The sequence below is a fragment of the Nonomuraea sp. CA-218870 genome, assembly GCF_050936535.1.
In the GTDB taxonomy this organism is placed as follows: domain Bacteria; phylum Actinomycetota; class Actinomycetes; order Streptosporangiales; family Streptosporangiaceae; genus Nonomuraea; species Nonomuraea corallina.
This window is the reverse complement of sequence record NZ_JBNJMN010000002.1, coordinates 258,135-277,681: the sequence shown is the minus strand read 5'-3', so window position 1 is coordinate 277,681 and position 19,547 is coordinate 258,135. Positions and strand designations below refer to the sequence as shown.

Annotated in this window: 21 protein-coding genes, 1 tRNA gene and 1 pseudogene; 12 read left to right on the top strand and 11 right to left on the bottom strand. The window is 68.3% G+C overall.

Going from position 1 to position 19,547, the window contains the following annotated elements:
* Positions 1-31 precede the first annotated feature (31 nt).
* Positions 32-1,159, top strand: a complete 1,128-nt coding sequence (locus ACQEUU_RS29945) for a helix-turn-helix domain-containing protein (RefSeq protein WP_433072434.1) — start codon at positions 32-34, stop codon at positions 1,157-1,159.
* Between the two features lie 106 nt (positions 1,160-1,265).
* Here the strand turns inward: ACQEUU_RS29945 and ACQEUU_RS29940 are convergent, their stop codons facing one another.
* Positions 1,266-2,141 (bottom strand): lysostaphin resistance A-like protein, encoded by an 876-nt coding sequence (locus ACQEUU_RS29940; protein WP_433072433.1) that lies wholly within the window; start codon positions 2,139-2,141, stop codon positions 1,266-1,268.
* Positions 2,142-2,187: 46 nt separating this feature from the next.
* Between ACQEUU_RS29940 and ACQEUU_RS29935 the strand changes: the two genes are divergently transcribed.
* Positions 2,188-2,820, top strand: a complete 633-nt coding sequence (locus ACQEUU_RS29935) for a TetR/AcrR family transcriptional regulator (protein ID WP_433072432.1) — start codon at positions 2,188-2,190, stop codon at positions 2,818-2,820.
* A 34-nt stretch (positions 2,821-2,854) separates the two neighbouring features.
* Entirely contained in the window at positions 2,855-3,250 is a 396-nt protein-coding gene (locus tag ACQEUU_RS29930) for a VOC family protein (RefSeq protein ID WP_433072431.1), read from the top strand.
* Positions 3,251-3,298: 48 nt separating this feature from the next.
* Here ACQEUU_RS29930 and ACQEUU_RS29925 read toward each other — a convergent pair whose 3' ends face one another.
* Complete coding sequence (locus tag ACQEUU_RS29925; protein ID WP_433072430.1) at positions 3,299-3,868, bottom strand: DUF6461 domain-containing protein; 570 nt, start codon at positions 3,866-3,868, stop codon at positions 3,299-3,301.
* Between the two features lie 1,419 nt (positions 3,869-5,287).
* Between ACQEUU_RS29925 and ACQEUU_RS29920 the strand changes: the two genes are divergently transcribed.
* Together ACQEUU_RS29920 and ACQEUU_RS29915 are read left to right on the top strand one after the other, a co-directional pair.
* Positions 5,288-6,262, top strand: a complete 975-nt coding sequence (locus ACQEUU_RS29920) for a hypothetical protein (RefSeq protein ID WP_433072429.1) — start codon at positions 5,288-5,290, stop codon at positions 6,260-6,262.
* A gap of 39 nt (positions 6,263-6,301) precedes the next feature.
* Positions 6,302-7,930 carry a hypothetical protein gene (locus ACQEUU_RS29915; protein WP_433074518.1) on the top strand — a complete coding sequence of 543 codons (1,629 nt, stop codon included), beginning with the start codon at positions 6,302-6,304 and terminating at the stop codon, positions 7,928-7,930.
* Positions 7,931-7,975: 45 nt separating this feature from the next.
* On the opposite strand, the pseudogene ACQEUU_RS29910 reads toward ACQEUU_RS29915, so the two are convergent.
* Positions 7,976-8,070 (bottom strand): annotated as a pseudogene (locus ACQEUU_RS29910) (hypothetical protein); the annotation flags it as partial.
* Between the two features lie 425 nt (positions 8,071-8,495).
* On the opposite strand from ACQEUU_RS29910, the gene ACQEUU_RS29905 reads away from it, so the two are divergent.
* Positions 8,496-9,227, top strand: a complete 732-nt coding sequence (locus ACQEUU_RS29905; protein ID WP_433072428.1) for a hypothetical protein — start codon at positions 8,496-8,498, stop codon at positions 9,225-9,227.
* Positions 9,228-9,310: 83 nt separating this feature from the next.
* Here the strand turns inward: ACQEUU_RS29905 and ACQEUU_RS29900 are convergent, their stop codons facing one another.
* Positions 9,311-10,771 (bottom strand): NF041680 family putative transposase, encoded by a 1,461-nt coding sequence (locus tag ACQEUU_RS29900; RefSeq protein WP_433072427.1) that lies wholly within the window; start codon positions 10,769-10,771, stop codon positions 9,311-9,313.
* Positions 10,772-10,973: 202 nt separating this feature from the next.
* Between ACQEUU_RS29900 and ACQEUU_RS29895 the strand changes: the two genes are divergently transcribed.
* The 3 genes from ACQEUU_RS29895 (at position 10,974) to ACQEUU_RS29885 (ending at position 12,336) form a co-directional block, all read left to right on the top strand.
* Positions 10,974-11,336, top strand: coding sequence for an IS5 family transposase (locus ACQEUU_RS29895; RefSeq protein ID WP_433072426.1), 363 nt, complete (start codon positions 10,974-10,976; stop codon positions 11,334-11,336).
* 7 nt (positions 11,337-11,343) lie between these two features.
* Complete coding sequence (locus ACQEUU_RS29890; RefSeq protein WP_433072425.1) at positions 11,344-11,559, top strand: DUF2326 domain-containing protein; 216 nt, start codon at positions 11,344-11,346, stop codon at positions 11,557-11,559.
* 495 nt (positions 11,560-12,054) lie between these two features.
* Positions 12,055-12,336 (top strand): tyrosine-type recombinase/integrase, encoded by a 282-nt coding sequence (locus tag ACQEUU_RS29885; protein WP_433072424.1) that lies wholly within the window; start codon positions 12,055-12,057, stop codon positions 12,334-12,336.
* Between the two features lie 83 nt (positions 12,337-12,419).
* On the opposite strand, the gene ACQEUU_RS29880 is transcribed toward ACQEUU_RS29885, so the two are convergent.
* The 7 genes from ACQEUU_RS29880 to galU all read right to left on the bottom strand — a co-directional run bounded on the left by ACQEUU_RS29880 (position 12,420) and on the right by galU (position 16,940).
* Positions 12,420-12,493 (bottom strand) — tRNA-Ala (locus tag ACQEUU_RS29880).
* A gap of 50 nt (positions 12,494-12,543) precedes the next feature.
* Complete coding sequence (gene sepX, locus ACQEUU_RS29875) at positions 12,544-13,107, bottom strand: divisome protein SepX/GlpR (protein ID WP_433072423.1); 564 nt, start codon at positions 13,105-13,107, stop codon at positions 12,544-12,546.
* Positions 13,108-13,231: 124 nt separating this feature from the next.
* Positions 13,232-13,855 carry a GNAT family N-acetyltransferase gene (locus ACQEUU_RS29870; protein WP_270152658.1) on the bottom strand — a complete coding sequence of 208 codons (624 nt, stop codon included), beginning with the start codon at positions 13,853-13,855 and terminating at the stop codon, positions 13,232-13,234.
* Positions 13,856-13,923: 68 nt separating this feature from the next.
* On the bottom strand, positions 13,924-14,400 hold the full coding sequence (locus tag ACQEUU_RS29865) for a MogA/MoaB family molybdenum cofactor biosynthesis protein (protein ID WP_433072422.1): 477 nt from the start codon (positions 14,398-14,400) through the stop codon (positions 13,924-13,926).
* Complete coding sequence (gene moaC, locus ACQEUU_RS29860) at positions 14,397-14,867, bottom strand: cyclic pyranopterin monophosphate synthase MoaC (RefSeq protein WP_270152654.1); 471 nt, start codon at positions 14,865-14,867, stop codon at positions 14,397-14,399. The genes ACQEUU_RS29865 and moaC overlap by 4 nt, the downstream gene beginning before the upstream one ends.
* Positions 14,864-16,051 (bottom strand): molybdotransferase-like divisome protein Glp, encoded by a 1,188-nt coding sequence (gene glp, locus ACQEUU_RS29855; protein ID WP_433072421.1) that lies wholly within the window; start codon positions 16,049-16,051, stop codon positions 14,864-14,866. Before glp ends, moaC begins: the two co-directional genes overlap by 4 nt.
* Complete coding sequence (gene galU, locus ACQEUU_RS29850; protein WP_433072420.1) at positions 16,038-16,940, bottom strand: UTP--glucose-1-phosphate uridylyltransferase GalU; 903 nt, start codon at positions 16,938-16,940, stop codon at positions 16,038-16,040. Before galU ends, glp begins: the two co-directional genes overlap by 14 nt.
* A gap of 25 nt (positions 16,941-16,965) precedes the next feature.
* Here galU and ACQEUU_RS29845 point away from each other — a divergent pair, with 25 nt between their 5' ends.
* The 3 genes from ACQEUU_RS29845 (at position 16,966) to ACQEUU_RS29835 (ending at position 19,440) form a co-directional block, all read left to right on the top strand.
* A complete protein-coding gene (locus ACQEUU_RS29845) occupies positions 16,966-17,535 on the top strand; it encodes a 5-formyltetrahydrofolate cyclo-ligase (RefSeq protein WP_433072419.1) in 570 nt (189 codons plus the stop codon).
* A 24-nt stretch (positions 17,536-17,559) separates the two neighbouring features.
* Positions 17,560-19,065, top strand: a complete 1,506-nt coding sequence (locus ACQEUU_RS29840; RefSeq protein ID WP_433072418.1) for a potassium/proton antiporter — start codon at positions 17,560-17,562, stop codon at positions 19,063-19,065.
* Positions 19,066-19,134: 69 nt separating this feature from the next.
* Positions 19,135-19,440, top strand: a complete 306-nt coding sequence (locus ACQEUU_RS29835) for an FmdB family zinc ribbon protein (protein ID WP_433072417.1) — start codon at positions 19,135-19,137, stop codon at positions 19,438-19,440.
* Positions 19,441-19,547: the final 107 nt, after the last annotated feature.

Below are 19,547 nucleotides of genomic sequence, written 5' to 3'. Positions count from 1 at the left end.
GCGGATCACAATTTCAAGGGAGGATCGCGGGGTGGACTCCGGTGACGACTGGACCCCCGTGGTCGACCTCATCGAACGGGTCGTCGGCGACGCCGACCTGATGTCGTCGGTCGTGGCCGGCGTGCGCACGATGGTGCGAGAGGTCGCCGCCCTGCCGTCGGCCGACATCGCCGGGCACACCCGCGCGCTGCTCGTCGCGGCGACCCGGGCGCTGGCGGCCAGGCGCGGTCCGACGGAGGCGGAGCTGTCGTTCGTGGAGGAGCTCGCCGTGACGCGGGCCCGGCAGGGCGTGCCCGTCGAGGCGGTGCTGGGGGCCATCCACGTGGCCGAGCGAGCTATCTGGGCGCGGGCCCGCGAGGTGGCGGGCGCGGCCGGGGTCGGCGCCGAACGCCTGCTGGACGCGCGGGAGCTGTACGACGACTGGGCGGAGGTCGTACGGGCCAGGCTGATCGCCGCTCACCATGCCACGAAGGCCGGGCAGGGCCCGCGAACGCGGGACCGGGAGGCCGCCATCCTGCGGCGACTGCTCGACGGGGGTTCGGCCGGCGCACTGGCCGCCGCCGAGGCGGGACTGCCCGTCGCGGGCGGGCTGTGGGTGCTGGCCGCCCGTCCGGGCGAGGCCGCCACGGGGCTGGAGCGTTCACTGCGCGATCAACTGCCGGTCCTGTGCGCGGTCGTGGACGGGCTGCTGGTGGGAGTGCTCGGCCGGGAGCCGTCGAGTCGCGTCGCCAGGGCCGGGGTGGTGGCAGGGCTCGCGGGCCCCGCCGAGCCCGAGGAACTCGCCGCCGTACGGCGTCTCGCGGTCGCCGCGCTGACCGCGGGCGAGTCGACGGGCCGGACCGGAGTCATCCACGTCGCCCGCGTACCGGCGCTCGCCGCGGTGGTCGACCGGGCCGACCTGGCCGCGGTGCTGCTCGACCACCACCGGCCGGCGTGGACGGCGCTCGGCGCGCGGGCCGAGCCTGTGGCCCGTGCGGTGTGCGCCTGGTTGGAGGCCGATAGGGACGTGGACTTGGCGGCCGAGAGGCTGTTCGTGCACCCCAACACCGTGCGCAACCGGCTGCAGCGCTTCGCCGAGGTCACCGGGATCGACCCGTCCGCCACGTTCGGCGGGGTGGACGCCTGGTGGCTGTGCCGCGCCTGGCTGGCCCAGGCCTGACTCTCGCGGGTGGAGCGGTTCATTGCCGCCCACCGGGAGACCGGCGGTTCCACCTGCTTGGCTCCATCCACGCGACCTGGAACCAGGCCGACCTTCACCCCCGGCGCTACAGCATGCCCAGCAAGGTGGGGGCGGCGTTCATGGCGCCGTGGACCACGAGGACGGGCCACATCAGGCGGTATCGGCTCCACAGATAGCCGAGGAACAGCCCCTGCACTCCCTGGTTGACGAAGGCCGAGGAGAGGTCTGTCGGAAGGTGTCCCGTGCCTTGGATGCCGACATGCCAGGCGGCCCAGAGCAGAGAAGTCAGCACGATGGCGGGCCAGCGGCCGATGAGGTGCTCCCATCGGGTCTGCAGCCAGCGCCGGTAGAAGACCTCTTCGAGCAGGCTGTTGACGCTGAACACCACGACGATGGTGAGCACCAGCGTGACGAGATCGACTCTTGCCGCGTAGTCGCTGGACGGCACGGCCAGCGGACCCGTGTAGGTGAGAACGAGCCAGGCGGCCACCGGCGCGATGGGGCCGTAGTGACGCCAGGCCGCGGGCCGCTCATGGAGGTGGCCGCGATCCGTGGAGCCGCGCCGTGCCCACCAGAACAGCAGTGCGGGTACGGCGAGCAACAGGATGAGTTTCAACACCGTGTGGGCAGGTTCGCCGCCGCCTGACAGCCATAACCCCGCGGCGAAGAGTACGGCTGAGACCAAGAGGAGGATGGCGTGGAGGTGAAGAAGGCGGCCGCGTGCCTGTGGGACGTCAGGGGTGGTCGCCCTCGGCGGCAGCAGCCGTATGAGGACCAGTCCGGTGAGGGCCGGGATCCAGCGGTGCCACATGGGCACGGTGTCGGTGTGGTCGGCCGAGTAGCGGATGCCGGTGCTGTCGTTCAGTGCCAGCCATAGTGCCGCTCCGGCGATCAGGGCCAGGCCGGCCGCCAGGACGCCGAGGCCCAGCCTGGGGTGATGCAGGGATGCTTTATTTAGCACACTTGTACTTTAAAGGAAACCGTACAGATGTGCTGTAATAGACGGCATGCCGAAGATCGTGGACCACGAGCAGCGGCGCGAGGAACTCACCCGGATCGTGTGGGGCATCATCAGCCGGGACGGGATCGAAGGCGCCACGGTCCGCAAGGTCGCCGAGGCGGCAGGCGTCTCGGTCGGCGGGTTGCGCCACTATTTCGACAACCAGCGCGGCCTGCTCAGCTTCGCGGCGCAGGCGGTCGCCAGAAGCGTCACCAAGCGCATCACCGGCCACCTCGATGCGGACCTGCCCGGCATGCGGCGCGCCCAGCTCATCCTCGAAGAGCTTCTTCCCCTCGATGACGACCGCCGCGTCGAAGCGGACGTATGGCTGGCGTGTCTGGTGCGCTCCCAGGTGGACGAGTCACTGGCGGAGATGCGCGACGCGAGCTGGTCGGGGGAACGCCACATCTGCCGCCTGGCGATCGCCTCTTGCCATGGCCTGCCGCTGCCCGATCGGATGGGACAGGAGTTCGCCGACACCGGGCTGGAAGGTCAGGCCATGCGCCTCCACCTGTTCGTGGACGGCCTGACGCTCCAGACGGCGACCTTCCCCCGCAACTTCACGCCCCGAGCCATCCGCCGGATCGTGCACGACGAACTGCGCCTCATCGAGGCGCAGCCCCCGTCCCAACCAGGCTGACAGCGCATCCATGAGCTTGTGACAAGATCGCAGAATGCTGCGACTCACCGATTTCATCATCGACTGCCCGGACACGATGAAGCTGGCGGCCTTCTACTCCGAGGTGACCGGCCGCCCGGTCAAGGAAGGCAGCCACGAGGACTGGGCCGGCATCAAGTTCGGCGAGGTCGAGCTGGCCTTCATCCGGGTGGATGACTACCGCGCTCCGCAGTGGCCCGACAGCGAGCACCCCAAGCAGTTCCACCTCGACTTCGAGGTGGACGATATCGAGTACGAGCAGCACCGCGTCCTCGACCTCGGCGCGACGCTGCAGCAGGACTTCATCGGCCCGAACGGCTACGGCTGGCGGGTCTACACCGACCCGATCGGCCACCCGTTCTGCCTGTGCCGCAACAAGGGCGTCATCTGGACCGACCAGGGCCTCATCTGACCCGACACGGCCCCCTTCGTCCGGTCCCAGACTCACCATCGATCACCGTTACGTCGTGGCCGGTTCCGGAACGACACCCCACATGAACGCGGAGCTCTTCAGCAGCTGCTCCGTCACCCTGATCCCGGTCAGGTGCTCGACGAGCAGGAAGGCCGGCCCTTCGTAGAGCCGGGGACCCGATGGGTACAGCCTGTCGATCTCCGCCATCGTGTCGACCAGTTCGGCCGGGATCTCCGTCAGATATCCCTCATCGCCACCCCAGGCGCATCGGATCTCGCCGTCCTCACACCAGTAGAAGTAGTCCAGGTACTTGATGGCGAGTGCGGCTTGAGAGACGAGGCGAGTACCCCCGGAGAGCCTGGTGATCACGTCTTCGCGGGTGCCGAGCCAATCGGGGTCGAAAACGAACGTCCAATCACCGATGGAGGCGACGCCGAGAGGCCCAGAGTGCGAGTAGTAATCCGGGTCGTCAGGGAAGGGGCCCGGCGTGAAGTCCTCCCATCGGCCGCCGAGGCGGGCGATCACCTGTTCAGGTGCGGCACGGATGTAGATGAAGCTGTACAACTCCTCGGCGTATTCGCCGCAGAGCCAGGAGATATCGGGGGGCTGCATGGTCATGTCGTCATGCTGCCAGCCGGAACCGACAGACCCCGGACGTCACCAGACGATGGGCTGGGCACGATGCGGCGTGACGCACCTCCGCCAACGTGAACTCCGAACTCCAGTGAGCCACCCCCTCTCGTGTGATCAAGGACGCGCCAGCCTGACAGCGAGGAAGCACGGCTCCTGGTGCAGCCCGTGGGCGGCCTCGTTTGATTCCCGCGGCTCAGGGACCGGCGGTGGCTCGATCAGTTGTTCCAGGACGGACCCGGCCGTCAGCAGCCGGGTCCGTCGAGACCAGCCGGGGCCCGAGAAGTGTTGTCCTCACCTCCCTTGGCCAACCCGAATCTGTCGGCCTCCCACGCCATCCTTGATCACGCCCGCATCCCGTACGTGCCCTTCAAGGAGCGCCATGGCCGTCAGTGACGAGTACTTCCTGCTGCACGATGCAGCCGAGAACGGCTCGCCCGAGGCGGTCACCGAACTGGCCCGGCACTTCCCCGATATCGACTTCCTTGACGATGACGACGAGGAGTACCCCGGCCGTACCGCGCTCTGGACAGCTGTCTTCGCCAATCGTCCCGACAACGCGCGCGCTGGTGGCAGCCGGGGCAGACCCATGGCGGCGAATGATGAACGGTTGGTCCCCCGGACGGCTCAGCCTGGCCGGCCCCACCCCCGCTCTGTTCAGCATCCCGCCCGGAGCGGCCGGTCTGGCTCCAGCCGAGACCGCCGCCGTGACCGAAGCCAGACGTCTGATAGCCGCACTGGGAGATCTCGGCTATTTCGGGCTGAGCATGACCTGCGTGGCCGACCGCACCGCGGCTGAGGTGGCACGGCGGCTGGAGGCTGTACCAGCCGACGACGAGGATGTGGCAGCGATCACCGATGATCTCGGGCCGCACCTCGACAGGCAGATCGTCGTCGGCGTCACGGAGGTGCCTGGCGGATGCGTCGTCAGCCAACCATGGGGATACCTACCCCACACACAAGAAGTCCTCAGGCGCTTGTCACAGGCACCCTCTGCTACGGCATGTACGACAACCCCAAGGGTGGCCATCACGGGACGGTCTTCCGGGACGGCGTCATGGAGGAAGGAGACACCCACCCGGTGGTGGCGGCGTATACCCGGACGACCCCACCGAGGAAATCCTCGCCGCCTATCTCTACCACCACCACGCCGCGGCCTACTGCTGTGCCCGTACAAGCTTGCGCCTTACCGACGCCAGAGGGATCACCGGTCCACCCGACATGTGGCTGAGACTCCCCGAACGGGACTGGTGGAACTGATCAAGCGGCATGGCAAAGACGCGGCCCCGTGATCTAGGCGATTCCCGCCAAAAAATTTGATTACATTGGTAATAGCCATACGAATAGGGCCACAATCAGAGCGAAAAGCAACAGCAGAGCTCGCGCGGCGAGGCAGGAGTGGCTGTGATGGATCAGGATGCCCGTGACCTGATGGTACGTCTGCTTCGTGGGATTCCATCTGCGAGCGAGAGCGGTGTCCCGGCCGAGCGTCTGTGCCGTGACGCAGGGGTGGAAAAAACCGTGGCAGTCGTCCTCGGCCCAGCATTCGCAGGCTTCCTGCGGGCCTTCGGCGCAATCACCGAAGACAATGGTCTTGTCAAGGCGGTCAGTCCCGCGTCGTTTTTCTTCCTGCGCAGCCTCGCCGAGTACTTAGACGCCGGACACCCGATTTTCTTCAACTGGTCCAGGCCCCGGACCACAGAGGCTCCGTACTCCGGTCAGGAGGTGCTGGCCGGCCCACAATTCCTTTACCTCATGGAGCAGCGGCGAACGGCGGTCAATGCCGCTGCCGCACCGCTGCGCAGCGTACGAGCCGCGCAGGTGGTGATCAAAACCGTCGTCGGTGGCCGTGACGTCCGATACCTCGTGCACTATGACCCCGTCGCCAACCAGTATCAGCTCCCGGGAGGTCGCCGACGGCACGACGACCTCACCATCCAAGACGTGGCAATCCGTGAGCTGGACGAGGAGATCCCAAAGTTCGATTTTACGGCGGGCATGGACCAGCTCGTGGAGCTCGGCGTGGCGCAGGTCACGCAGGTGTCCCGGAGCACGGGGGTGAACACGCTGTACGAGATCACGATCTTCCAGCTCGTGACCATCCGGAACTCCGTCCCCCTGGCCCCCGGCGCCCGCTGGGTGAGCGAAAAAGCCCTGCTCTCGCCCCAAGCGAAGGTGGACGGTGTCACCTTCAACATGACCGCCCTGCGCATGGTGGCCCGGTCTCTCCCTGGCGGGCTGAGCCAGCTACCGTCCGGTTTCCAGGAAGCTCGGCCGAGACGGCTGTTGCGCATCGTGCGAAACAGACCCTGGGAAGCCGCCGGGGTCATCCTCGGCATTCTCGGCATCGTGGTCTCCGTCATCGAGTACCTCTTCACCTAAGGCGGTGAGAACGTGGCGCCGGAACCTGACGAGAAGCGCATGCCCGACTCGGCCCGGAGGCGATTCAACCGCTGGTGCCGGGCCGCCGGATACGACATCCACCGCCAGCTGAAGCTGAACGGAGGACGCAGCGGCGCAGAGGTGTACGTCGTCCATCGGTCGGACCCGGAGGGATCGTCGCGACAGCTCGTTCTCAAATTCTCCGCTGAAGGTTCAGAGGAGATCCGGCGCATCCGACACGCCGTGGTACTCTCCCCCGCCTCATTCGTCAGCCGCCATCTGGTGGGAGTGGGTCGAGATTTCGTTCGGCTCACCGGTGGCTGGTGGGCGATATTCAATCTCGTCGCGGGTGACGACCTCGACAACTCCCGGACCCTCGCCGTGCTCCTCGGAGAGCCGAATGCGGCCGAGATCTGCGGCAGAGTCGTCGCCTCCATCCTGGGTGACTGGAACGAGCGTGTAGAGATCCGGGAGGAGACCGTGAGCGACCACTTGCGCGGGATTCTCGGCAGGAAACTGTTGCCGAACAGCGAGTTGCACCGATGGGTCCGCGAGAACGGCCGGCTTTCGGCCGCCGTCGAACCGGTCACGGAGGGTCGGGGCGAGCCCTCCGATCCCTTGGAGCTCCTTACCAGTGGTCATCGGGAACCCATACTGAGCGGAAACGCACATGGTGATCTTAACGTGCGTAATGTCCTAGTTCCGGGAACTCCAGCGGAGGCGGAGCGCTACCAGCTCATCGACTACGGAGACTTCTCGCCGGACGCCCCACTTGCCCGGGATCCAATGCACCTGCTGTTGTCGCTCGCTGCCGAGTGGCTGAGCGGAGGAATGAGCGATTCCACAGACTATTGGGCACTGATTCCCGTGATCGTCACCCCGGGAATCGCCCGAATCCCCCCTCACCTGGAAGCACACCGGAAGATCAGCGCCGCCGTCCACGACGCGGGACGGACATGGGCGAGGACTCACGGCTGGGAAAGCGCATGGGCGACACAGAGCCTGCTCTCCCTGGTCGCCTGCGGACTGCTGTTCGCGGGACGGAACCTCGACCACCTCGCCCGGATCGGCCTGCCGAACCCGCGAAACTGGTTCTTCGAGGTGGCCTCCATGGCCACCCGTGAACTCCGAGGGCACTGCCCCCGCGCATTTGAGCGGACCGCTCCGCCTGCTTCAGCGTTCACCCGTGATGGCCGCGGTACGGACCGCTCCCCCGACAGGGCCCGCCTGGAGGCTCGGGTCACCGCACGGCTGAGGGACCTGCTTCCTCCCAGTCAGCAGCGGATGGGGAATCTCGGAACACTCGCCAGACTCATGAGCTGGGTCCTTCATGAGGACGAGGAGCTCTACGCAGCCGTTCCTTGTCGTTACCGCAGTTCTCAACAGGGAGCGGCGCTGTTCATCGCCAGCGACAGGTCGCTACACATCGCCGAAATGGAAGGGTACGACGTCGCCGTTTCCACCGTCATCGAGTACCGCTCCATCACCGATCTCGGGATCACTTCCGGGCGACGCCTCTATCTGTTTCCAGGGCGCACCATCGAAATTCACGCAGGTTTGGACGTCTATCGTGTGAAGGACATAATACCTTGGCAGGGGGAGGCTATGCTGGCGACCATAAGGGAATCCCATGATAACTATAAGTTGCGAAACGGTGGTCAGGATTGAACCCACCTCCGTCTCAACCATGCTTCCCAGCACACCTACATCCGTCCGGCGGTAGGTGTTCACCCAATTCCGAGCGTGGTCTCATGGATGCCGAGTTCCTTGGCCACATGCGCCACCGGCCGCGGGCCGTCCAGCACCATGCGGACGGCTTCGTCCTTGAACTCCTGGCTGAATCGTCGGTTACGCCCCGCCACAGCTTTCCCTTCCGGTTCTCCCTCAACCTTAGCTTGTTCTTTATCCACCAGACCGTTGCGCTCGTCTGGACTAACGAACAACGCCTTTGGGTGGTCGACCTGCTCAACTCCCCGTTGCGAGGTCTTGTGGTTCAACTCGTTTGAGCGACGCGCTCATCCACACGAGCCCACCCCGCGACCGATTCAACCCCGGGTGGTCCAGTCGACGCGTAGTCACCCGAAACAACACCCAAGCGGTACGATGCGAACACCGAACCGGGCAGCTGGCCGTACCAGCAGCACCAGCGGGCAGGACTTCTCCGTCAGGGGGCGTGGCCGTACCGCGCCCACCAGCGGTTTTCCACGTACCTCACGTTGATGGAGAACCCGTCATGACCTCTGCCGTCCCTCGCGCCTTCCACTGCGAGCACACCCGCGCCAAGAGCAGGGTGCACGCTCTCGTCGAGCGCTCCGGCCAGCCCGCGACCCTGCATGCCGTACTGACCTGCACCGACCCCGCCGTCGCTCAGCACGCCGCCTACCTTCTCTCCTCGGTGCTGGAGAACGGCTTGGGCCCCGCCGCCCGCGCTGAGTCGGAGCGGATCGCAGCGGCTCTGCCCGACGCGCCCGCCGCCTCCTTCCGACGCACGCTGGCCGACGTCGTGAACGGGACCTGGGCCGACACCCCCGAGCTCGCCGCCACGTGGGAGTCCCTGCGGCGGGGCCGCGGCGACTCGGCCGGCCTCGGTGGCGACCTTGAGAGCCGCACGCCGGGCGACGCCCGCCTCGACGCCTTCCCAGGGCCGGTCGTACGCACGATCAGCCTGCTGGAGGTGCACGTCCACGACCCGGCTCGCCTTCTCGCGGCGGCCACCGCGACGGGCTGGAGGCCGTTCGACGCCGAGGACCTCGACGAGGACGACAGACAGGACGTCGTCGGGGCCGTCATGCACTTCGTCAACGGCCCGGAGTTCCTGCCCGGCGCCGACCAGCTGATGGACGTCGTGCAGGCGCGGCTGCTGCGCGTCGACAGGGGTGATGAGGTGAGCGACTGGAGCACCGCGCCCGTGACGGCGAGGTTCGACACGGGAACGAGGTCCGACCCCGGCGGCCGGGCCGACTGATCGCTACCTCACAGGCACGTCGGCGCGGCCGAGCACGAGATCGCCTCGGCTGCGCCGGGTTGTTCACACGCCTAACTTGTTCTTCATCGTCCGGATTGTTGGAGTGCTGCGAGGGTGCGGCCGCGTTTGACGGTCTTGCCGACGTCGTAGCGGGGCGCGGGCCGGCGGTTGGGGATGCCGGGTGGGCGCCCTGGGCCGGGTCTGGAGGGTTTGGGTGCGCTGGCCGGTTGGGCGAGGAGCGGACGCAGGTTCCGAAACCCGCGCCGGACCCGGGCGGGAGTGAGCTGGCCCCGCGCGGCTGCTTTCTCCCACGGGTGACGCAGGTCCTCGGTCAGCGGGCGAGCCAGGCGCAGCTGGGTGTGAACGATGAGCAGCAGCCAGGTCCAGCGGTCGGCGGCTTGGGCGGCGCGGAGCTTGGGCCGGGTCCAGCCGAGGGTCTGTTTCCAGAAGCGGTAGGTGTGCTCCAGGTCGAATCTGCGCAGGAACGCCTGCCAGCAGCGGTCCACGTCCGCGCTGGTGGCGCCGGTTTTGGAGGACCAGAGCCAGACTGGTGGGGCGTCCCGGTCGCCGGGCAGGTGCTCGACCTTCAGCCGGATCAAGGTGCCCTCGATGAGGGGCAACTCGCCTTCGTGATCGAGCCAGGCCGCGCGATGCGTCAGCCGGGGATGCAGCCGGTCCCAGGCTCTGGTCTCGGCCTTGCCGTAGTGAGTGGTGTCCGTCGCGGTGGTCACCGCCGGTTCGGGCCAGGTGGCGGGATCAGCCAGGGCGAACTCGCCGCCGTGCTTGGGCGGTCGGCCGCCCTTGGGGTCATAGCGTCGTGGTGGTGCGGGCAGGCGCAGCACCCGGTCGGAACGGATGCGCCCGAGCAGTTCGACGGGCAGGTCACGCAGCACGTAGGCCAGGCGGGTGATGTCGTAGCCGGCGTCGGCCACGATGAGCACGTCCGGATCTCCGCTGAGCCACTGGCCGGAGGCGATCAGCCGCTCGATGACGCCGCGCAGTTGGGCGGCGGTGACGGCGGTGGCGTCGTCGGCCGGCCCCAGTCGCACCACGTCCAGCGGCGCCGTCCATGACGTGCGGCCCATCTCCAGCGCCGCGACGAAGGAGTACGGCCAGCCCGGGATGAACGGCGAGGCGCTCTTGGCCCGGCCGTACACGTGGCAGAACAGCCGCTCGGCCGAGCAGGGCGCGTCCGAGCGCAGCCACGGTGACACATCAACCGCCAGCACGATCCGCCCGTCCGGCCAGCGCGGTAACGGCAACTTGGCCAGCACCTCGCGTAGCTGTTGCACGTCGATCCGGCCGTGGTTGAGCCCGCCGTACAAGGCGCCGTGCCCGCGCCGGTACTCCGGCGACAAGGTCAGATTCACCGGCGAGTGCACCGGTCCCGGCGCGCACAACAGCGCGTCGGCCAGCTCGAACAGCGCGTCGGCCAGCTCGAACAGCGCATCGGCCCGCCTGGTCAGGCAGGCGTAGACGTCGTTCCGGAACCGGGACAGCACTCTGGAGGACTCGACATCGGAGACATCGTTCAGCAGACTCACCCTCACGGCCTTGTAGTGATCAGTAGCGACTCGACACCGCACATGATCACTCAAGGCCGTCTCACTGTCCGCGAAACGATCAACCCGGCACTCAGCAGAACAATCCGGAGGATAAAGAACAAGCTTAGTGCGTGTTTGAGAAGATCATTCATGTTCGGCGTGGCGGCGTGACGACGAGCACTGACACTGCCAAGGTGGCCCGATGCCCCCGGATCGCTACCCCTCGGACCTGACCGATGCGCAGTGGGAGCTGATCGAGCCGTTATTGCCTGAGCCGAACACCGGCGGACGTCCGGAGAAGCACCCACGCAGAGAGATCGTCAACGCCATCCTGTACGTGGTCCGCTCGGGCTGCCCGTGGCGCTACCTGCCCACCGATCTGCCGCCCTGGCAGACCGTGTACTGGTACTTCCAGCAGTGGGAACAGGCCGGCGTCACCGAGGCGTTGCTGACCGAGCTGCGCGTCAAGGTCCGCCGCCAGGCCGACCGCGCCGATGAGCCGACCGCATCGCCTTGGCGCAGATGTGGGCAAGAAACCCATCGTCCCGGCTTTTTAAATTCATGATAGTCTATTGTATGAGGGTGTTGATGAGCGGCAGATTGCACTAGCTTTAAAATATGTCAAGGAGCAAGCCGAGCAGAATGATTTTCAGTATTTAGTTTTGCTCAACAGCGATAACTTGCCAGCTGAGGATCTTAGCCGGTTCGGGTTTAATTGGCGTCCTTACATTCGGCGGGTTTTACACGACAGGGATCCGGCGGCGACATTGTTGGGATTCCGTTTCTAGATCTACAGGCTTGATGTTCGCTATCGTTACGGTAATACCGACATATCCATCTCGTCTGCCCTTGATCTCCACCGCAGAGCGGTAGCAGGGCCACCTTTGAAGTTCATCCCGTCTGCCGTCGACCCACCGCGGAGCGACAGCGGGCCGGCGACGGAGGTGCAAGCCCGGCTTGATGTGTCCCTGCGCCTGGGTGCCTTCCACAGTCATTGGACGCCCAACGGTCACGGCCGGGCTTGCGGCGGAGGAGGCGGTCTGCTGAGCTTGCCTGGGTCGACGGCAGACGGGATGGGCCCCACGCCAGCCACCCCACCACCGGCACGGCCGAGTGACGCCATCTCGGAGCCGGAGCGCCCCCGCCGGAGGCACGTAGTAAGGCCAGCACCGTGATTGCCTTCGCGTGCGCTGACCAGCTCGACCCCGTGTGCAGAACCGTGCGCCCCCAAAAGCGGCCCTGTCCTCGTCCGCGCCAGCCGACCGGCGTTCTGCGGGTCGGGCATGGAGCCCCAGTGGAGTGCCCGGCCCGCGTCGCGTCGGCGGCGCGTGCGGCCCGGTCAGGGCCGCTTTAATGCCGACGCCTGGACACCCTGTGAGCTACGACACAGCTTCGTCTCGCTGCTCTCCGACGACGGCGGCCTATCCATAGACGAGATCGCAAAACTGTGCGGACACGCCAGCACAACAGTGACCGAGACCGTCTACCGTCACCAGATCCGGCCCGTGATCCAAACCGGCGCGCTGACCATGGATCGCATCTTCGACGACCTCACGGACGCCTAGCCGCGCGTTAGCATGTCACTCAGTTTGTCACTCAGAAGATCAAAAGGCCACTCCCGATCACCGGAAGTGGCCTTTGACCTGGGTGGAGATGAGGGGATTCGAACCCCTGACCCCTTCGATGCGAACGAAGTGCGCTACCGGACTGCGCTACATCCCCAAGACCTCGACCAGATTAGCAAACTCCCGGCAGTCCTCGCGCCACAGTATTCAGTCCCCCACCGCTCGCCGAGGCGGTTCGGCGTACTGGTCGAAGAGGACGTCCCCCTGCGCCCCGGTGAACTCGATGACCTCCGCCTCTCTGGCCGCCAGTTCCTCGGCGCGCCGGCGGGCGCGGATGCGGCGGGCGCGCTGGCGGGCCTGGAGGGCGCGCTGGCGGCGTTCGCGGTCGACCTTGACGGCGATGCGCAGGAACACGAGGTAGAGCAGCATGACGGCGCCTGACGGGGCGACGCCCCACCAGGGCATCATCCGTACCGCGGCTGTGATCACCGAGGCCAGCACCAGCAGGACCGTGAAGAACAGCAACCGCCGGCGGCGCGCTACGATGATCGCCCGGCGCCGGACGCGGAACTGGCGCGGGTCGACGCGTTCGATCTCCACCGGCTCCTCGTCGGGCGCGGTGGTGAGGTCCGGGATCTGGTGTTCGCCGGTGTAGTGCTCTTCGAGTTCGGCCAGTTCCGCCAGGTTGGACTTGTCCCGGCGCAGCCACATGGGCACTAGCACGCAGAGCCACATGACGACGATGGCGAGGTAGAGGAGGGCGCCGCTCATGGGCACCTCCGGGCAGCACGAAAGCGCCTGTCGGCGTCGGGCGCTCTCATTGTGCTCACGTCACGCACCGTAAGACCGCGTGTCACTGATTGACGAGCATTCGATGCGGTGTGTCGCGAGATCGTCAAACCTCTTCCACGGAGGACCGTGCGCGACGCCACTGCACGAGCAGGCCGCCAGGGACGTCTTCTGCGGTCAGCGCGTAGCAGATGTGGTCGCGCCAGGCTCCGTCGATGTGGAGTTGGCGACGTCGAATGCCTTCTTCCCGGAACCCGAGTTTCTCAACCACTCTACGGCTGGCGTGGTTCTCGGGGCGGATGTTCGCCTCGATCCGGTGCAGGCCGGTGGTGAAGAAGCAGTGGTCGACGGCCATGGCGAGGGCGGTCGGGGTGATGCCGCGGCCGGCGAGCGCGCCGTCGATCCAGTAGCCGACCTGGGCGGAGCGGGCCGAGCCCCAGACGATGGCGCCGACGGTGAGCTGTCCGGCGAAGCGGCCACGGTAGGTGATCACCCAGGGCAGGGCGACGCCCTGCCGGGCCTCGCGGCGCAGGGTGCCGACCATGGCGAGGTACGGGCCGAGCCCGGTGCGGAAGAGAGGCGTCTCGGGGTTGCTCGGTTCCCAGGGGCGCAGCCAGTCGGCGTTGCGCACCCGGGTGTCGCGCCAGACGCGTACGTCGCTCAGCCGGAGCGGCCTGAGGCACACCGGGCCCTCGGTCAGCGTCGCAGGCCAGCCGCGTAGTCGATCCACAGGCTCATCATCCCCCTAACGGGCGCGCTGCCGCCACGGGGTCGGCTGCTGCGGATGGCACGAGTGGGTCAGCGGGGGTGGTCGCCGCCGCGGATCTGGTCGACGGCGTGCTTGAGCACGGGCGCGAGCACGGCGATGCCGTCGCGGACGCCTCCGCGGGAGCCGGGCAGGTTGACGATCAGGGTGTGTCCGGCCTGGCCGGCGAGGCCGCGGGAGAGGATGGCGGTGGGCACCTGGTCGCGGTTGGCGGCGCGGATGGTCTCGGCGATGCCGGGGATCTCGCGGGTGATCACGCGGGCGGTCATCTCCGGGGTGAGGTCGGTGGGGGTGAGACCGGTGCCGCCGGTCGTCACGATCACGTCGTACTCCTGGGCGACGCCGTCGCGCAGGGCTGCCTCGACGGGCTCGCCGTCGGGGACGACGACGGGACCCTCGACGGTGCAGCCGGCCTCGGTGAGGAGGGAGACCAGCAGGGGGCCCGAGGTGTCGGCGTAGACCCCGGCGGAGGCCCGGTTCGACACCGTCACCACCAGCGCCCTGATCACGGCCGCCTCCACTCGCCGGTCTTGCCGCCGGTCTTCTCCTCGACCCGGAGGTCGGTGATCACCGCGGCCGGGTCGGCCGCCTTGACCATGTCGAACAGCGCCAGCGCGGCCGTCGAGACCGCCGTGAGCGCCTCCATCTCCACGCCGGTGCGGTCGGCGGTCTTGACCCGGGCGGTGATCGTCACCCCCCAGTCGGCCACGTCCAGCGTCACCTTGACCCCGTGGAGGGCGATGGGGTGGCAGAGCGGGATGAGGTCGGGCGTCCGTTTGGCGCCCATGATGCCGGCGATGCGGGCCACGCCGAGCGCGTCGCCCTTGGGCACCTCGCCGGACCGCAGCAGCGCGACCACTTCGGGGGACAGCAGCACCCGGCCGGTGGCCGTCGCGGTGCGGGCGCTGACGTCCTTGGCGGACACGTCCACCATGCGCGCGGCGCCGCTCTCGTCGATGTGCGTCAGCTCGCTCACAGCCTGATCACCTCCACCTGCTCGCCCGTGGGCACCTCGGTCACGTCCTCCGGCACCACGATGAGCGCGTTCGCGGCGGCCAGGGCGGCGAGCTGGTGTGATCCCTGGCCGTGCACGGGCGCGACGGAGCCGTCGGAGCCGAGCATCCCACGCAGGTACGACCGTTTGCCCGCCGGGGAGCGCAGCGGCGCCGTGGTGCGCGCGGTGACGGTCGCGGGCGGCCCGGCGGTCAGCCCGCGCATCTGGTCGAGCGCCGGCCGGACGAAGAGCGTGAACGAGACGAACGACGAGACGGGGTTGCCGGGCAGCGCGAAGATCGGCACCTGGTCATCGCCGACGGTGCCGAATCCCTGGGGCATGCCCGGCTGCATGGCGACCTTCTCGAACCGTACGGTGCCGAGCGGGCCGAGGGCTTCCTTGACCGGCTCGTACGCGCCCATGGACACGCCGCCGCTGGTGACGACCACGTCGGCGCGCAGGAGCTGGGCGTCGAGGCGTTCCAGGAACACGGCCGGGTCGTCGCCCACGGTGGGGGCGCGGAAGCCGTCGGCGCCGGCGGAACGGGCGGCGGCGGTCAGCGTGAAGCTGTTGGAGTCCCAGATCTGGCCGTGGCCGAGCGGCTGGCCCGGCTCGACCAGCTCGGCGCCGGTGGCCAGCACCGCGACGCGCGGCCGCGGCCGGGCCAGGACGCGGCGGCGGCCGACGCCGGCGATGATGCCGAGCTGGGCGGGGCCGATGACGGTGCCGGGTTTGAGCACGGCCGCGCCGGCCCTGACGTCCTCGCCGGCCCGGCGGATGGCGTTGCCCTCGGCGGCGGTGCGGTCGATGCGGACCGAGACGGTGCCGCCGTCGGTCCACTCGACGGGCACGACGGTGTCGGCGCCCGCGGGCAGCGGGCCGCCGGTCATGATGCGGACGGCGTGGCCGGGGCCGACGGCACGCAGCTCGTCGGCCCCGGCGGCCACGTCGTCGATCACGGGCAGCGTGACCGGGACGTCCGCGATGTCGATCGCCCGTACGGCATAGCCGTCCATGGCGGAGTTGTCGAACGGCGGCAGCGGGACCGGGGAGGTGATCTCCTCGGCGAGCGTGGCGCCGAGCGCCTGTTCGAGCTCCAGCTCCAGCGGTGCAAGGGGGCGCACCGTGGCGAGGATGTCGGCCAGGTGTGCGTCAACCGACTTCATCGAGGAACTCTCGCAACCAGGGCAGGAAGTCGGGCGCCAGGTCGGGCCGGTCCGCCGCGAACCTCACGACGGTGCGCAGGTAGTCGAGCTTGTCGCCGGTGTCGTAGCGGCGGCCGCGGAACAGCACGCCGTGGACCGGCCCGCCCGTGTCGGTCTCGCGGCCGGCGAGGGTGCGCAGCGCGTCGGTGAGCTGGATCTCGTCGCCGCGGCCGGGCGGGGTGTTCTCCAGCACGGTGAACACCTCGGGGTCGAGCACATAGCGTCCGATGATCGCCCAGTTGGAGGGGGCCTCCTCCACCGGGGGCTTCTCCACGAGGTCGACGACCTTGACGACGTCGTCCTCGCCGGTCGCCTCGATGGTCGCCACCCCGTACAGCGAGACCTGCTCCCTGGGCACCTCCATCAGCGCGATGACGCTGCCGCCGAACGTCTTGCGCACCTCGATCATGCGCTGCAGCAGCGGGTCGCGCCGGTCGATGAGGTCGTCGCCGAGCAGGCAGGCGAACGGGTGGTCGCCGACGTGCTGCTTGGCGCAGAGGACCGCGTGGCCGAGCCCCTTGGGCTCGCCCTGGCGCACGTAGTGAAGGGTCGCCAGTGAGGCGGGCTCGCGGACCTGGGACAACCGATGTTCGTCGCCCTTGGCCTCCAGCACGTCCTCCAGCTCGTACGCACGATCGAAATGGTCCTCGATCGACCGTTTGTTCTTGCCGGTGACCATCAGCACGTCGAGCAGGCCAGCGGAGGCCGCCTCCTCGACGACATACTGGATGGCGGGCTTGTCGACGATGGGCAACATCTCCTTGGGTGTCGCCTTGGTCGCCGGAAGGAACCGGGTGCCCAGACCCGCGGCGGGCACCACGGCTTTCGTCACAGGGTCGAAGTCAGCCATGCCCATGACCCTAGTGGAGGTACCTGTGGACAAGCTGCACCTGCGTCGTGAGCTGCTCGCGGCGCGCGACTCGCTCACCCCCGAGCAGCTCCGCTCGAACGCCGCCCGGATCCGCGAGACCCTGCTCGACCAGCCGTGGGTGCAGATGGCCGGGCTGGTGGCCTGCTACTGGTCGGTCGGCTCCGAACCGGACACGCACGGGCTGGTGTTCGCGCTGTGGAAGCACGGCACGACCGTGATGCTGCCGGTCCTGCGCGAGGACGACGACCTCGACTGGGCGGTGTACGACGGACCGGATACTCTGGCGCCGGGCCGGTTCGGCCTGATGGAGCCGGTCGACACGCGGCGCGGGGTCGACGCGATCCGCACGGCCGCGCTCGTCATCACGCCCGCGCTGGCGGTGGACCGGCGCACCGGGGTGCGGCTGGGCCGCGGCGGCGGCTCGTTCGACCGGGCGCTGGCCCGGGTCGGGCCCAACGTGCCCGTCGTCGCGCCGCTGCACGACGGCGAACTGCGGGACGACGTGCCCGCCGAGCCGCATGACCGCCCGGTCGGCTTTGCGATCACCCCTTCGGGTCTCATTAAACTTAGCTAGACATATGTGACTAGAGGGGTGCGAATGACGCTTGATGACTTGCTCCTCGTAGGCGCCGTCATCGTCATCGCAGCCATCGTCTCGGTACGCATCGCGCACCGCAGCGGCCTGCCCAGCCTGCTGGTCTTCCTCGGGTTCGGGCTGGTCCTGGGCGAGGCGGGGTTCGGCATCCCGTTCTCCGACCCGAACCTCGCCAAGGACATCGGCTTCCTCGCGCTCGCCGTGATCCTCGCCGAAGGCGGCCTGACCACCAACTGGAGTCACGTCCGCCGGTCCGTGCCGCTCGCGCTGATCCTCGCCACGGTCGGGGTCGCGGTGAGCATCCTGGCCGTGGCCATCCCGGTCAAGCTCCTGCTCGGCGTCGACACGATCACCGCCCTCATCCTCGGGGCGGTGCTCGCGCCGACGGACGCGGCCGCGGTCTTCTCGGTCCTGCGCCGGCTTCCCCTGCCGCCCAGGCTGGCGGGGATCCTGGAGGCGGAGTCGGGGTTCAACGACGCCCCGACGGTGCTCGCGGTCGTGCTGCTCAGCGGCGCCGCCCAGCACATGCCCAGCCTCGGCTCGTTCCTCCTGGAAACCGGGAGCGAGCTCGCCATCGGCGCGGCCGTGGGCCTGGCGATCGGCCCCGCGGGCGCGTACGCCCTGCGCCGCATCGCGCTGCCAGTCTCGGGCCTGTACCCCATCGCGGTGCTCGCGCTCACCCTGCTCTCGTACGCGGGCGGCGCCCTGTTGCACGGCTCCGGCTTCCTCGCGATCTACTTGACCGCGCTGATCCTGGGCAACTCCAAGCTGCCGCACCGGGCCACCACCAGGGGGTTCGCGGAGGGCACCGCGTGGCTGGCGCAGATCGGGCTGTTCGTGATGCTGGGCCTGCTGGCCAGCCCGAAGGAGATGCCCTCGGCGATCGTGCCGGGACTCATCGCCGGGACGATCATGGTGGTGCTGGCGCGGCCGCTGTCGGTGCTGGTCAGCGCGCTGCTCGGACGGCTGTTCGGGCAGGACTGGGTGACCTGGCGGGAACAGGTCTTCCTCTCGTGGGCCGGGCTGCGCGGCGCCATCCCGATCGTGCTGGCCACCATCCCCTGGGCCGCCGGGGTGGAGGGCTCCAAGACCATCTTCAACGAAGTGTTCGTGATCGTCATCGTGTTCACCCTGCTCCAGGGGCCGACCCTGCCGTGGGCCGCCCGCGTGCTCAAGGTGAGCGCCCCCGGCGAGGCCCACGAACTCGACGTGGAAGCGGCCCCCCTCGAAGAACTGAACGCCGACCTGCTCCAGGTCACCGTGCCGCCCGGGTCGCAGCTGCACGGCGTGGAGATCTTCGAGCTGCGGCTGCCGCGCGACGCCCAGGTCACCCTGGTCGTGCGCGAGGGCCGATCGTTCGTCCCCACCGAGACCACCCGGATCAGAGCCGACGACCAGCTCCTCCTCGTCACCACCGCCGCCACCCGTGAGCAGGTCGAACACCGGTTACGCGCCGTCAGCCGCCGCGGCAAGCTGGCCGGATGGTACGGGGAGCGGGGTTTGGAATAGGCGTTTGGCGGCATCGGTTACCATTAGCAGTCGCAAGACTCGAGTGCCAAAGCTTGTAAGGAGGAGCGCGTGCCGACCTACCAGTACGCCTGCAACGACTGCGGTGAGCAGCTCGAGGTCGTTCAGAAGTTCAGTGACGACGCGTTGACCGTGTGCCCCGCGTGTGAGGGCAACCTGCGCAAGGTGTTCTCGGCGGTCGGGATCGTGTTCAAGGGGTCGGGCTTCTACAAGACCGACAACCGCTCGTCGTCGAGCTCGTCCTCGTCGTCCTCGTCCTCTTCCTCGAAGTCCGACAGCTCGTCGTCGGCGTCCGAGTCGAAGTCGGCCGGCAAGCCCGCCGAGTCGGCCCCCGCCCCCGCCGCCGCGTCCAACTAGCGCACCAGCCGCACGCCCGGGTGGTCGACCGCGACGACCGAACCTCCGCCCCGGCCACCCTCATCGCGTGAAGCCGGCGTGCGCCTTGCGACGGTGAGCACCATCGC